We start from the raw sequence: 13,576 nt of genomic DNA on the forward strand, positions 1-13,576 counted from the left end.
GGGGACTGGAGCATGCAACTGAATTCCACCGAAATCAGCGAACTGATCAAGCAGCGCATTGCTCAGTTCAATGTTGTGAGTGAAGCTCACAATGAAGGTACTATTGTTTCTGTAAGTGACGGTGTTATCCGCATCCACGGCCTGGCCGATTGTATGCAGGGTGAGATGATTTCCCTGCCGGGTAACCGTTACGCTATCGCACTGAACCTGGAGCGCGACTCCGTAGGTGCAGTTGTGATGGGTCCATACGCTGACCTCGCCGAAGGCATGAAGGTTAAGTGTACTGGCCGTATTCTGGAAGTGCCGGTTGGCCGTGGCCTGCTGGGTCGCGTTGTTAACACCCTGGGTGCGCCAATCGACGGTAAAGGTCCGGTTGAGCACGATGGCTTCTCCCCAATCGAAGTTATCGCACCAGGCGTTATCGACCGTCAGTCCGTAGATCAGCCTGTTCAGACAGGTTATAAGTCCGTTGATGCCATGATCCCAATCGGTCGTGGTCAGCGTGAACTGATCATCGGTGACCGTCAGACCGGTAAAACCGCAATGGCTATCGACGCCATCATCAACCAGCGTGACTCCGGTATCAAATGTGTGTACGTGGCCATCGGCCAGAAAGCGTCCACCATTTCTAACGTGGTTCGTAAACTGGAAGAGCACGGTGCACTGTCTAACACCATCGTTGTGGTAGCAACTGCTTCTGAATCTGCTGCACTGCAATACCTGGCTCCATACGCCGGTTGCGCAATGGGCGAATACTTCCGTGACCGCGGTGAAGATGCGCTGATCGTATACGATGACCTGTCTAAACAGGCTGTTGCTTATCGTCAGGTTTCCCTGCTGCTCCGTCGTCCACCAGGACGTGAAGCATTCCCAGGCGACGTATTCTACCTCCACTCTCGTCTGCTGGAGCGTGCATCCCGCGTTAACGCGGAATACGTCGAGAACTTCACCAAAGGTGAAGTGAAGGGCAAAACCGGTTCTCTGACTGCTCTGCCAATCATCGAAACCCAGGCGGGTGACGTTTCTGCGTTCGTTCCGACCAACGTAATCTCTATTACCGATGGTCAGATCTTCCTGGAAACCAACCTGTTTAACTCCGGTATTCGTCCGGCAGTTAACCCAGGTATCTCCGTATCCCGTGTGGGTGGTGCCGCTCAGACCAAGATCATCAAGAAACTGTCCGGTGGTATCCGTACCGCGCTGGCACAGTATCGTGAACTGGCTGCGTTCTCTCAGTTCGCATCCGATCTGGACGAAGCAACCCGTAAACAGCTGAGCCACGGTCAGAAAGTGACCGAGCTGCTGAAGCAGAAACAGTACGCTCCAATGTCTGTTGCTCAGCAGGGCCTGGTGCTGTTCGCGGCTGAACGCGGTTACCTCGAAGATGTGGAACTGGCGAAAATCGGTAGCTTCGAAGCCGCTCTGTTGGCTTACGTCGACCGTGATCACGCTCCGCTGATGCAAGAGATCAACCAGACCGGTGGCTATAACGACGAAATCGAAGGCAAGCTGAAAGCTATCCTCGATTCCTTCAAAGCAACCCAGTCCTGGTAATCGTCCGGGGGCTTGTCTCACGACAAGCCGCCTGGCATTGAGGAGAAGCTCATGGCCGGCGCAAAAGAGATACGTAGTAAGATCGCAAGCGTCCAGAACACGCAGAAGATCACTAAAGCGATGGAGATGGTCGCCGCTTCCAAAATGCGTAAATCGCAGGATCGCATGGCGGCCAGCCGTCCTTATGCAGATACCATGCGCAAAGTGATTGGTCACCTTGCGAACGGTAATCTGGAATATAAGCACCCTTACCTGGAAGAACGCGACGTTAAGCGCGTGGGCTACCTGGTGGTGTCGACCGACCGTGGTCTGTGTGGCGGTTTGAACATTAACCTGTTCAAAAAACTGCTGGCGGATATGAAAGCATGGTCCGAGAAAGGCGTTCAGTGCGATATCGCAATGATCGGCTCTAAGGGCGTGTCTTTCTTTAACTCCGTGGGTGGCAACATTGTTGCCCAGGTGACCGGTATGGGTGATAACCCGTCCCTGTCCGAACTGATCGGTCCGGTTAAAGTGATGTTGCAGGCCTATGATGAAGGCCGTCTGGACAGACTGTACGTTGTCAGCAACAAATTCATTAACACAATGTCTCAGGTTCCAACGCTCACTCAGATGTTGCCTTTACCGGCATCAGAAGATGAAGAGCTGAAGCAAAAAGCCTGGGATTACCTGTATGAACCTGATCCGAAACCGCTGCTGGATACTCTGCTGCGTCGTTACGTTGAATCACAGGTTTATCAGGGTGTTGTAGAAAACCTGGCCAGCGAGCAGGCCGCACGTATGGTGGCGATGAAAGCCGCGACCGACAATGGCGGCAGCCTGATTAAAGAGCTGCAGTTGGTATACAACAAAGCTCGTCAGGCCAGCATTACTCAGGAACTCACCGAGATCGTCGGTGGTGCATCCGCGGTATAACCAGGTTAATTCGTAGAGGATTCAAGATGGCTACTGGAAAAATTGTCCAGGTAATCGGCGCCGTGGTTGACGTCGAGTTCCCTCAGGATGCCGTACCGCGCGTGTACGATGCTCTTGAGGTACAGAATGGTAACGAGAGCCTGGTGCTGGAAGTTCAGCAGCAGCTCGGTGGTGGTATCGTGCGTACCATCGCAATGGGTTCTTCCGACGGTCTGCGTCGTGGTCTGGAAGTGAAAGACCTTGAGCACCCGATCGAAGTCCCGGTAGGTAAAGCAACACTGGGTCGTATCATGAACGTATTGGGTCACCCAATCGACATGAAAGGCGACATCGGTGAAGAAGAGCGTTGGGCTATCCACCGCGCCGCACCTTCCTACGAAGAGCTGTCCAGCTCTCAGGAACTGCTGGAAACCGGTATCAAAGTTATCGACCTGATGTGTCCGTTTGCGAAGGGCGGTAAAGTTGGTCTGTTCGGTGGTGCGGGTGTTGGTAAAACCGTAAACATGATGGAGCTGATCCGTAACATCGCGATCGAGCACTCCGGTTACTCCGTGTTTGCAGGTGTTGGTGAGCGTACTCGTGAGGGTAACGACTTCTACCACGAAATGACCGACTCCAACGTTCTGGACAAAGTATCCCTGGTTTACGGTCAGATGAACGAGCCACCAGGAAACCGTCTGCGCGTTGCGCTGACCGGCCTGACTATGGCTGAGAAGTTCCGTGACGAAGGCCGTGACGTTCTGCTGTTCGTTGATAACATCTACCGTTACACCCTGGCCGGTACGGAAGTATCTGCACTGCTGGGTCGTATGCCTTCTGCGGTAGGTTACCAGCCTACGCTGGCGGAAGAGATGGGTGTTCTTCAGGAACGTATCACCTCTACCAAAACCGGTTCTATCACCTCCGTTCAGGCGGTATACGTACCTGCGGATGACTTGACTGACCCATCTCCAGCAACCACCTTTGCTCACTTAGATGCAACCGTGGTACTGAGCCGTCAGATCGCGTCTCTGGGTATTTACCCAGCCGTTGACCCGCTGGATTCCACCAGCCGTCAGCTGGATCCACTGGTTGTTGGTCAGGAACACTACGACACCGCGCGTGGCGTACAGTCCCTGCTGCAGCGTTACCAGGAACTGAAAGACATCATCGCCATCCTGGGTATGGATGAGCTGTCTGAAGAAGACAAACTGGTGGTAGCACGTGCGCGTAAGATCCAGCGCTTCCTGTCCCAGCCGTTCTTCGTTGCGGAAGTATTCACCGGTTCTCCGGGTAAATACGTTTCCCTGAAAGACACCATCCGTGGCTTTAAAGGCATCATGGAAGGCGAATACGATCACCTGCCAGAGCAGGCGTTCTACATGGTTGGTTCCATCGACGAAGCCGTGGAAAAAGCCAAAAAACTTTAACGCCTTAATCGGAGGGTGATATGGCAATGACTTACCACCTGGACGTCGTCAGCGCAGAGCAACAAATGTTCTCTGGTCTGGTCGAGAAAATCCAGGTAACGGGTAGTGAAGGTGAACTGGGTATCTTCCCGGGTCACGCACCGCTGCTCACCGCCATTAAGCCTGGTATGATCCGCATCGTTAAACAGTTCGGTCACGAAGAGTTTATCTATCTGTCCGGCGGCATTCTTGAAGTGCAGCCTGGCAGTGTGACCGTTCTGGCCGATACCGCTATTCGTGGCCAGGATCTCGACGAAGCGCGAGCCCTGGAATCGAAGCGTAAGGCTGAAGAGCACATTAGCAGCTCTCATGGTGACGTGGATTACGCTCAGGCGTCTGCGGAGCTGGCCAAAGCGATCGCGAAACTGCGCGTTATCGAGTTGACCAAAAAAGCGATGTAACACCGGCTTGAAAAGCACAAAAGCCAGTCTGGATACCAGGCTGGCTTTTTTTTTATGTCTTAATTCATGATGAAAAAGATGTAGAATTTTAGGCATCAAACGTTTTTACTTCTCACTCAAACTACCGTCAGGATGCGTATGTCAAACAGAGCGATGAGCGTGGTGATCCTTGCCGCAGGCAAAGGTACCCGCATGTATTCCGATCTGCCTAAAGTGCTTCACACGCTGGCAGGAAAGCCAATGGTGCAGCATGTCATTGATGCCGCTAATGAATTGGGTGCCCATCAGGTTCACCTGGTCTACGGCCACGGCGGCGATCTGCTTAAAAAGACGCTGGGCGATGACAAACTCAACTGGGTACTTCAGGCTGAACAGCTGGGTACTGGCCATGCAATGCAGCAGGCAGCGCCATTCTTTGCGGATGACGAAGACATTCTGATGCTCTACGGCGACGTCCCGCTGATTTCCATCGATACGCTGACCCGCCTGCGTGAAGCTAAACCGCAGGGTGGCATCGGTTTGTTAACCGTCGTGCTGGACGATCCTACCGGTTATGGCCGAATCACCCGTGAAAACGGCAACGTAACGGGAATTGTTGAACACAAAGATGCCAGCGACGAACAGCGTCAGATTCAGGAAATCAACACCGGTATCCTGATTGCGAATGGCGCGGACATGAAGCGCTGGTTGTCGAAACTCAACAACAACAACGCGCAGGGTGAGTACTACATCACCGACATCATTGCGATGGCGTACCAGGAAGGGCGTGAGATTGCGGCAGTGCATCCGGCGCGTATCAGCGAAACTGAAGGGGTGAATAACCGTCTTCAGCTCTCCCGCCTGGAGCGCGTTTATCAGTCCGAACAGGCTGAAAAACTGCTTCTGGCTGGCGTGATGCTGCGCGATCCGGCACGTTTCGATCTGCGTGGCTCGTTATCTCACGGGCGTGACGTTGAAATTGATACTAACGTTATCTTCGAAGGTAACGTCACGCTGGGCAATCGCGTCAAAATTGGTACCGGCTGCGTGATTAAAAACAGCATCATCGGTGACGATTGCGAAATCAGCCCATACAGCGTGGTAGAAGATGCCCGTCTGGACGCGGCTTGTACTATCGGTCCGTTTGCGCGTCTGCGCCCGGGTGCTGAGCTGCTGGAAGGTGCTCACGTGGGTAACTTCGTTGAGATGAAAAAAGCGCGTCTGGGTAAAGGTTCCAAAGCGGGCCATTTAACCTATCTGGGCGATGCGGAAATTGGCGACAACGTGAATATTGGTGCAGGGACCATTACCTGTAACTATGACGGCGCGAATAAGTTTAAAACCATCATCGGCGATGATGTGTTCGTCGGTTCCGACACGCAGCTGGTGGCGCCTGTTACCGTGGGTAGCGGCGTAACGATTGCCGCCGGGACGACGGTGACACGTGACGTAGCGGATAACGAGCTGGTATTAAGCCGTGTGCCGCAGGTCAGCAAGCAGGGCTGGAAACGCCCGGTGAAGAAAAAGTAATAACAAGGCGGGTGGCGCTACGCTTACCCGCCCTACGATTGAGTAGGCCTGATAAGGCATAGCCGTCATCAGGCAAACCCGGGAGAGGAGATAAATATATATCTCCCCCCACAAGCAGTACCCATAAAAATAACCCCACTCTCTACAAGGCTCGGGGCGCCCGGAAAGGGCAAATACAGGTCAGCGACAACGCAGGCATAATGCCTAAATTCGGAATCTAAAATTATGTGTGGAATTGTTGGCGCAGTTGCGCAGCGTGATATTGCTGAAATCCTTCTCGAAGGTTTACGTCGTCTGGAATACCGTGGTTACGACTCTGCCGGTCTGGCTGTCGTCGATGCAGAAGGTCATATGACCCGTCTGCGTCGTCTCGGTAAAGTGCAGATGCTGGCCCAGGCCGCGGAAGAACATCCGCTGCACGGTGGTACCGGTATTGCGCACACCCGCTGGGCGACGCACGGCGAACCGTCTGAAGGCAACGCGCACCCGCATGTGTCTGAACACATCGTGGTGGTACATAACGGCATTATCGAAAACCACGAACCGCTGCGCGAAGAACTGAAAGCGCGCGGCTACACCTTCGTCTCTGAAACTGACACCGAAGTGATTGCTCACCTGGTTCACTGGGAGCTGGAGCAGGGCGGTACACTGCGTGATGCAGTGCTGCGTACTATCCCTCAGTTGCGCGGTGCGTACGGTACGGTGATCATGGATTCCCGCGATCCGTCTACGCTGCTGGCGGCACGTTCCGGTAGCCCGATGGTTATCGGTCTGGGCATGGGTGAAAACTTTATCGCCTCTGACCAGTTGGCCCTCCTGCCGGTTACCCGTCGCTTTATCTTCCTCGAAGAGGGTGATATCGCTGAAGTGACTCGTCGCAGCGTGACCGTATTCGATACCAAAGGCGAGCAGGTGAAACGTCAGGAGATCGAATCTAACCTGCAGTACGACGCGGGCGACAAAGGCGCTTACCGTCACTACATGCAGAAAGAGATTTACGAGCAGCCAAACGCCATCAAAAACACCCTTACCGGGCGCATCAGCCATGGTGAAGTGGACCTGAGCGAACTGGGCGCAAACGCGAACGAACTGCTCGGCAAGGTTGAGCATATTCAGATCGTGGCCTGCGGCACCTCCTACAACTCCGGTATGGTCTCTCGCTACTGGTTTGAATCCCTGGCGGGCGTGCCGTGTGATGTGGAAATCGCGTCTGAATTCCGCTATCGCAAATCTGCGGTGCGTCGTAACAGCCTGATGATCACCCTTTCCCAGTCCGGCGAAACGGCGGATACCCTGGCAGCGCTGCGTCTCTCTAAAGAGCTGGGTTACCTGGGCTCTCTGGCCATCTGTAACGTCCCGGGTTCATCGCTGGTGCGTGAGTCCGATCTGGCGCTGATGACCAAAGCGGGCACCGAAATCGGCGTGGCCTCCACCAAAGCGTTTACCACTCAGCTGACCGTTCTGCTGATGCTGGTGGCGAAGCTGGCGCGTCTGAAAGGCGAAGATGCTTCCGTTGAGCATGACATCGTTCATGGTCTGCAGGCGTTGCCGAGCCGTATTGAGCAGATGCTGTCTCAGGACAAACGCATTGAAGCGCTGGCGGAAGATTTCTCTGACAAGCATCACGCCCTGTTCCTGGGTCGTGGCGATCAGTATCCGATTGCGCTGGAAGGCGCGCTGAAGCTGAAAGAGATTTCCTACATTCACGCTGAAGCCTATGCGGCAGGCGAGCTGAAACACGGCCCGCTGGCGCTGATTGACGCGGATATGCCGGTCATCGTTGTGGCTCCTAACAACGAACTGCTGGAAAAACTGAAATCTAATATCGAAGAAGTACGCGCCCGCGGTGGCGTCCTGTACGTCTTCGCCGACAAAGATGCCGGTTTTGTCAGCAACGACAACATGCACATCATCGAGATGCCGCATGTGGAAGAGGTGATTGCACCAATCTTCTACACCGTTCCGCTGCAGTTGCTGGCCTATCACGTTGCGCTGATCAAAGGCACCGACGTTGATCAGCCGCGTAACCTGGCGAAATCGGTTACCGTAGAATAATCCCTTCAGGCTCCGCCTTCGGGTGGAGCTTTTTTATCCCGCCCGGTTTGTTTTTAATCAATCCTTTCTCGTTTTTAATAATGACAATTTGTCATCTTCAGCTACTTTTTTCAGTGTCACATAAAGAAAATATTTCTGAAAAAGTCTTGTCATAAAAGTGGCTAACACGATGAAAAATAAGCATTGTTTTGCTGTTTTTTAAGTGAAATTTTCGTTGTCATAAAACTGTCATAATTCGTACATTTATCTGTCACCTGTTTGTCCTATTTTGCTCATCGTAGCCACTAAACAACGATTTACGAAAATCTTGCAGGAGACATTATGAAAGTTATGCGTACCACTGTCGCAACTGTTGTCGCCGCGACCTTATCTCTGAGCGCGTTCTCTGTATTTGCAGAAGCAAGCCTGACTGGCGCTGGTGCAACCTTCCCTGCGCCGGTGTATGCCAAATGGGCGGATACCTACCAGAAAGAAACTGGTAACAAGGTTAACTATCAGGGTATCGGCTCCTCCGGTGGCGTTAAACAAATTACCGCGAACACTGTTGATTTCGGCGCATCAGACGCTCCGCTGTCTGATGACAAACTGGCTCAGGAAGGCCTGTTCCAGTTCCCTACCGTAATCGGTGGTGTGGTTCTGGCTATCAACCTGCCGGGCGTTAAGTCGGGTGAGCTGGTGCTGGACGGCAAAACGCTGGGTGATATCTACCTGGGCAAAATCAAAAAATGGGATGACGAAGCGATCGCTAAACTCAACCCAGGGCTGAAGCTGCCTTCTCAGAACATCGCCGTGGTTCGCCGCGCGGATGGTTCCGGTACCTCTTTCGTGTTCACCAGCTACCTGGCGAAAGTGAACGAAGAGTGGAAATCTAAAGTCGGCTCCGGCTCTACCGTTAACTGGCCAACCGGTCTGGGCGGTAAAGGTAACGACGGTATCGCTGCGTTCGTACAGCGTCTGCCAGGCTCAATTGGCTACGTAGAGTATGCGTACGCTAAGCAGAACAACCTGTCCTACACCAAACTGGTTTCAGCCGATGGCAAACCGGTTAGCCCGACCGAAGAAAACTTTGCTAACGCTGCGAAAGGCGCTGACTGGAGCAAATCGTTCGCGCAGGATCTGACTAACCAGAAGGGCGAAGGTGCATGGCCAATCACCTCTACCACCTTCATCCTGGTTCACAAAGAGCAGAAGAAACCTGAGCAGGGCGCTGAAGTGCTGAAGTTCTTCGACTGGGCGTACAAAAACGGCGGCAAACAGGCGAACGCTCTGGATTACGCCACCCTGCCGGACAACGTGGTTGAGCAGATTCGTGCTGCATGGAAAACCAACGTGAAAGACAGCAGCGGTAAAGCATTGTATTAATTTAGCATTCTGACGAAAATGGCGGGTGGCGCTTACGCTTACCCGCCCTACGGTTCCGACTGTAGGCCGGGTAAGCGTAAGCGCCACCCGGCGATTTCGTAAACGCGTTTAACAGAAGAGTAATTTATGGCTGCAACCAAGCCTGCATTTAACCCTCCGGGTAAAAAAGGTGACATGATTTTCAGCGCGCTGGTAAAACTGGCTGCGCTGATTGTGCTATTGCTGCTGGGCGGCATTATCGTGTCTCTGATTTTCTCCTCCTGGCCGAGCATCCAGAAATTCGGTTTCTCCTTCCTGTGGACCAAAGAGTGGGATGCACCGAACGATATCTACGGTGCGCTGGTGCCGATTTACGGCACGCTGATGACATCGTTCATCGCCCTGCTGATTGCGGTTCCGGTAAGCTTTGGTATTGCCCTGTTCCTGACGGAGCTGGCGCCGGGCTGGCTGCGTCGTCCGCTGGGGATCGCCATTGAGCTGCTGGCGGCTATTCCGAGTATCGTATACGGCATGTGGGGCCTGTTTATCTTTGCGCCGCTGTTCGCAACGTACTTCCAGGAGCCTGTAGGTAATGTTCTCTCCGCCATTCCGTTTGTGGGTGCCCTGTTCTCTGGCCCGGCTTTCGGTATCGGTATTCTGGCGGCAGGTGTGATCCTCGCCATCATGATTATTCCGTACATTGCGGCGGTCATGCGCGATGTCTTCGAACAAACACCAGTGATGATGAAAGAGTCGGCCTACGGCATCGGCTGCACCACCTGGGAAGTTATCTGGCGCATTGTCCTTCCGTTCACCAAAAATGGGGTGATTGGGGGCGTGATGCTGGGATTAGGTCGTGCGCTGGGTGAAACTATGGCGGTGACCTTTATTATCGGTAACACCTATCAGCTCGACAGCGCATCGCTCTACATGCCGGGTAACAGTATTACCTCTGCGCTGGCGAATGAATTTGCGGAAGCAGAATCGGGTCTGCACGTCGCGGCACTGATGGAACTGGGGCTGATTCTGTTCGTTATCACCTTCATTGTTCTGGCGATTTCCAAGCTGATGATTATGCGCCTCGCTAAAAATGAGGGGGCACGCTAATGGCAACTCTCGAAATGCAAAACACCGCTGAGCTGGCGGAATCCCGCCGCAAAATGCAGGCCAGACGCCGCATGAAAAACCGCATTGCTCTGACGCTCTCTATGGCGACGATGGCGTTCGGTCTGTTCTGGCTGGTCTGGATCCTGTTCTCAACCGTCGTGCGCGGTATCGACGGTATGTCGCTGGCGTTGTTCACCGAAATGACGCCTCCGCCGAACACGGCGGGTGGTGGCCTGGCGAACGCCCTGGCGGGCAGTGGGTTGCTGATCCTGTGGGCGACGGTCGTTGGTACACCGCTGGGCATCATGGCAGGTATCTATCTGGCGGAATACGGTCGTAAATCCTGGCTGGCGGAAGTTATTCGTTTCATCAACGACATTCTGCTCTCTGCCCCGTCTATCGTGGTAGGTCTGTTTGTTTACACCGTGGTGGTGGCACAAATGGAACACTTCTCCGGCTGGGCGGGTGTGATTGCACTTGCGCTGCTGCAGGTGCCGATTGTTATTCGTACCACCGAGAACATGCTGAAACTGGTGCCGGACAGCCTGCGTGAAGCGGCTTACGCGCTGGGTACGCCGAAATGGAAGATGATCTCTGCGATTACGCTCAAGGCGTCCATCTCCGGGATCATGACCGGTATCCTGCTGGCGGTTGCGCGTATCGCAGGTGAAACGGCGCCGCTGCTGTTTACGTCCCTCTCCAACCAGTTTTGGAGCACGGACATGATGCAGCCGATCGCCAACCTGCCGGTGACGATCTTTAAATTTGCGATGAGCCCCTTCGCGGAATGGCAGCAGCTGGCCTGGGCCGGGGTGCTGATCATTACCCTTTGCGTACTGTTGCTGAACATTCTGGCGCGCGTCATTTTCGCGAAGCAGAAACACGGTTAATTTTTTACGGCGCGGCAGTTCGCGGCGCCGAATGAGGAAATGAGTCAATGAGTATGGTTGATACTGCCCCGGGTAAGATTCAGGTTCGTGATTTGAACTTCTACTACGGCAAATTCCATGCCCTGAAGAATATCAACCTGGATATCGCGAAGAACCAGGTCACGGCATTTATCGGTCCGTCCGGCTGTGGTAAATCCACGCTGCTGCGTACCTTTAACAAAATGTATTCGCTCTATCCGGAGCAGCGTGCTGAAGGTGAAATCATCCTGGACGGCGAAAATATTCTGACCCAGGCTCAGGATATCGCCCTGCTGCGCGCCAAAGTGGGGATGGTGTTCCAGAAACCGACGCCGTTCCCGATGTCCATTTATGACAACATTGCATTTGGCGTGCGCCTGTTTGAAAAGCTCTCCCGTACTGATATGGACGAGCGCGTGCAGTGGGCTTTGACCAAGGCCGCATTATGGAACGAAACCAAAGATAAGTTACACCAGAGCGGTTACTCTCTCTCCGGTGGTCAGCAGCAGCGTCTGTGCATTGCGCGCGGTATTGCTATTCGCCCGGAAGTGTTGCTGCTGGATGAGCCGTGTTCAGCGCTCGACCCGATCTCAACCGGTCGTATTGAAGAACTGATCACCGAGCTGAAGCAGGATTATACCGTGGTTATCGTGACCCATAACATGCAGCAGGCTGCGCGTTGTTCCGATCACACGGCGTTTATGTACCTGGGTGAGTTGATTGAGTTCAGTAACACGGACGATCTGTTCACTAAGCCCGCCAAGAAACAAACCGAAGATTATATTACTGGCCGCTACGGTTGATTTGCCTTAGTGCATGTGGAGAAACCATGGACAACCTCAATCTTAATAAACACATTTCAGGCCAGTTCAACGCAGAGCTGGAAAGTATTCGCACGCAGGTGATGACCATGGGTGGCATGGTTGAGCAGCAGCTTTCTGATGCGATCACGGCGATGCACAACCAGGACAGCGAGCTGGCGAAGCGCGTCATTGAAGGCGACAAAAACGTCAACATGATGGAAGTCGCTATCGATGAAGCCTGCGTACGCATTATCGCGAAACGTCAGCCGACGGCGAGCGACCTGCGTCTGGTGATGGCGATCATCAAAACCATCGCCGAGCTGGAACGTATTGGTGACGTTGCGGATAAAATCTGCCGCACTGCGCTGGAGAAGTTCTCTCAGCAGCATCAGCCGCTGCTGGTGAGCCTCGAGTCGCTGGGCCGTCACACCGTGCAAATGCTGCACGACGTGCTGGATGCCTTTGCGCGTATGGATCTTGACGAAGCGGTGCGTATCTACCGTGAAGACAAGAAAGTCGACCAGGAGTATGAAGGAATCGTGCGCCAGCTGATGACCTACATGATGGAAGACTCACGTACCATCCCAAGCGTATTGACGGCCCTGTTCTGCGCGCGCTCTATCGAGCGTATCGGTGACCGTTGCCAGAACATTTGCGAATACATTTTCTACTTCGTAAAAGGTCAGGACTTCCGTCACGTGGGCGGCGACGAGCTGGACAAGCTGCTGGCGGGTAAAGATCCGAAAGAGTGATGTGTGTGGCGGGTGGCGCTAGCGCTTACCCGCCCTACGTTAATTTAACGCGTAATATTCCAACCGCGAGCCTTCCACAACGCTGGCAATTGCGCCAGATCGGTAAAGGTCGTCACTTTTGGATGATTGATTGGCTTGTTGTGCGGGTCGGCACAGAAATAAAACACCTCCATCCCCGCATCAATCCCCGATTGCGCGCCCGCAGACGAGTCATCCACCAGAATGCAGTTTTCTACATTAACGTTCATCGCTTTCGCCGCATGGAACATCAGCGCCGGATCGGGCTTCCAGCGCTGGATATCGTAGCCGCTGAACAGTTTTTCCGGGAAGTGGTGCAACATCTCAAGCTTACCCAGCGAGTGCTGCATTTTGCTGACCGGACCGTTGGAGACCACGCAGACAGGCACCGTCATCGCATCCAGTAGCGCATGCGCACCTGCGATAACTTCCAGCTCAGAGTCGAAGAGGCGTGCAACCTCGGCGCGGTACACCGGTTCCAGATCCGCTTTCGCCAGACTGACACCGTGTTCTTCGTTAATGATGTCAATGATCTCGTAGAGCTTCACGCCCTTAAAGCGTTTAAACACCTCTTCGAGTTCCAGCGTAATGCCAAACTCCTGGAACATAGTGACATACGCGCGGGAACAAATGACCTCACTGTCGACCAGCGTACCGTCGCAGTCGAAAAATACCGCTTCAATTTCGGACATGCCTTTCCCTTTTAACAAGTTTAACGTTTACGTAGGGCTGTTTAACGAGACGCAATCGTTGCCGTATAAGCAA

General features: G+C 53.7%; 12 protein-coding genes. 11 read left to right on the forward strand and 1 reads right to left on the reverse strand.

The features are described 5' to 3' along the window. Positions 1 to 12: 12 nt before the first annotated feature. From atpA to phoU, 11 genes are all read left to right on the forward strand, one after another. Positions 13 to 1,554 (forward strand): F0F1 ATP synthase subunit alpha, encoded by a 1,542-nt coding sequence (atpA, locus tag E3U32_RS07230; protein WP_003862367.1) that lies wholly within the window; start codon positions 13 to 15, stop codon positions 1,552 to 1,554. 51 nt (positions 1,555 to 1,605) lie between these two features. Beyond that, on the forward strand, positions 1,606 to 2,469 hold the full coding sequence (gene atpG, locus E3U32_RS07235; protein ID WP_134348231.1) for a F0F1 ATP synthase subunit gamma: 864 nt from the start codon (positions 1,606 to 1,608) through the stop codon (positions 2,467 to 2,469). A 26-nt stretch (positions 2,470 to 2,495) separates the two neighbouring features. Further along, positions 2,496 to 3,878 carry a F0F1 ATP synthase subunit beta gene (gene atpD / locus E3U32_RS07240; protein WP_014072438.1) on the forward strand — a complete coding sequence of 461 codons (1,383 nt, stop codon included), beginning with the start codon at positions 2,496 to 2,498 and terminating at the stop codon, positions 3,876 to 3,878. 20 nt (positions 3,879 to 3,898) lie between these two features. Next, positions 3,899 to 4,318, forward strand: a complete 420-nt coding sequence (locus E3U32_RS07245) for a F0F1 ATP synthase subunit epsilon (protein ID WP_006177560.1) — start codon at positions 3,899 to 3,901, stop codon at positions 4,316 to 4,318. A gap of 138 nt (positions 4,319 to 4,456) precedes the next feature. Beyond that, positions 4,457 to 5,827 (forward strand): bifunctional UDP-N-acetylglucosamine diphosphorylase/glucosamine-1-phosphate N-acetyltransferase GlmU, encoded by a 1,371-nt coding sequence (glmU, locus tag E3U32_RS07250; RefSeq protein ID WP_134348232.1) that lies wholly within the window; start codon positions 4,457 to 4,459, stop codon positions 5,825 to 5,827. Positions 5,828 to 6,052: 225 nt separating this feature from the next. Continuing rightward, on the forward strand, positions 6,053 to 7,882 hold the full coding sequence (gene glmS, locus E3U32_RS07255) for a glutamine--fructose-6-phosphate transaminase (isomerizing) (protein ID WP_134348233.1): 1,830 nt from the start codon (positions 6,053 to 6,055) through the stop codon (positions 7,880 to 7,882). Between the two features lie 321 nt (positions 7,883 to 8,203). Then, on the forward strand, positions 8,204 to 9,244 hold the full coding sequence (pstS, locus tag E3U32_RS07260; RefSeq protein ID WP_008500186.1) for a phosphate ABC transporter substrate-binding protein PstS: 1,041 nt from the start codon (positions 8,204 to 8,206) through the stop codon (positions 9,242 to 9,244). A gap of 126 nt (positions 9,245 to 9,370) precedes the next feature. Further along, entirely contained in the window at positions 9,371 to 10,330 is a 960-nt protein-coding gene (pstC, locus tag E3U32_RS07265; RefSeq protein ID WP_024907883.1) for a phosphate ABC transporter permease PstC, read from the forward strand. Then, positions 10,330 to 11,220: a phosphate ABC transporter permease PstA gene (gene pstA, locus E3U32_RS07270; protein ID WP_134348234.1), complete on the forward strand. Its 891-nt coding sequence runs from the start codon at positions 10,330 to 10,332 to the stop codon at positions 11,218 to 11,220. The genes pstC and pstA overlap by 1 nt, the downstream gene beginning before the upstream one ends. Before the next feature lie 47 nt (positions 11,221 to 11,267). Next, positions 11,268 to 12,041, forward strand: a complete 774-nt coding sequence (gene pstB / locus E3U32_RS07275; protein WP_134348235.1) for a phosphate ABC transporter ATP-binding protein PstB — start codon at positions 11,268 to 11,270, stop codon at positions 12,039 to 12,041. A 26-nt stretch (positions 12,042 to 12,067) separates the two neighbouring features. Further along, a complete protein-coding gene (gene phoU / locus E3U32_RS07280; protein ID WP_008500182.1) occupies positions 12,068 to 12,793 on the forward strand; it encodes a phosphate signaling complex protein PhoU in 726 nt (241 codons plus the stop codon). 44 nt (positions 12,794 to 12,837) lie between these two features. Here phoU and yieH read toward each other — a convergent pair whose 3' ends face one another. Then, positions 12,838 to 13,503 (reverse strand): 6-phosphogluconate phosphatase, encoded by a 666-nt coding sequence (gene yieH / locus E3U32_RS07285; protein ID WP_134348236.1) that lies wholly within the window; start codon positions 13,501 to 13,503, stop codon positions 12,838 to 12,840. Positions 13,504 to 13,576 lie beyond the last annotated feature (73 nt).

The sequence above is a fragment of the Lelliottia nimipressuralis genome (genome assembly GCF_004402045.1).
GTDB lineage: Bacteria > Pseudomonadota > Gammaproteobacteria > Enterobacterales > Enterobacteriaceae > Enterobacter > Enterobacter chinensis.

Excerpts from the sequence above, each read along its gene's own strand:
- pstB (WP_134348235.1), top strand. The coding sequence starts at position 11,268 with ATGAGTATGGTTGATACTGCCCCGGGTAAGATTCAGGTTCGTGATTTG.
- glmU (WP_134348232.1), top strand. The coding sequence starts at position 4,457 with ATGTCAAACAGAGCGATGAGCGTGGTGATCCTTGCCGCAGGCAAAGGT.
- E3U32_RS07245 (WP_006177560.1), top strand. The coding sequence starts at position 3,899 with ATGGCAATGACTTACCACCTGGACGTCGTCAGCGCAGAGCAACAAATG.
- pstA (WP_134348234.1), top strand. The coding sequence starts at position 10,330 with ATGGCAACTCTCGAAATGCAAAACACCGCTGAGCTGGCGGAATCCCGC.
- yieH (WP_134348236.1), bottom strand. The coding sequence starts at position 13,503 with ATGTCCGAAATTGAAGCGGTATTTTTCGACTGCGACGGTACGCTGGTC.
- phoU (WP_008500182.1), top strand. The coding sequence starts at position 12,068 with ATGGACAACCTCAATCTTAATAAACACATTTCAGGCCAGTTCAACGCA.
- atpG (WP_134348231.1), top strand. The coding sequence starts at position 1,606 with ATGGCCGGCGCAAAAGAGATACGTAGTAAGATCGCAAGCGTCCAGAAC.
- pstC (WP_024907883.1), top strand. The coding sequence starts at position 9,371 with ATGGCTGCAACCAAGCCTGCATTTAACCCTCCGGGTAAAAAAGGTGAC.
- atpD (WP_014072438.1), top strand. The coding sequence starts at position 2,496 with ATGGCTACTGGAAAAATTGTCCAGGTAATCGGCGCCGTGGTTGACGTC.
- pstS (WP_008500186.1), top strand. The coding sequence starts at position 8,204 with ATGAAAGTTATGCGTACCACTGTCGCAACTGTTGTCGCCGCGACCTTA.
- atpA (WP_003862367.1), top strand. The coding sequence starts at position 13 with ATGCAACTGAATTCCACCGAAATCAGCGAACTGATCAAGCAGCGCATT.
- glmS (WP_134348233.1), top strand. The coding sequence starts at position 6,053 with ATGTGTGGAATTGTTGGCGCAGTTGCGCAGCGTGATATTGCTGAAATC.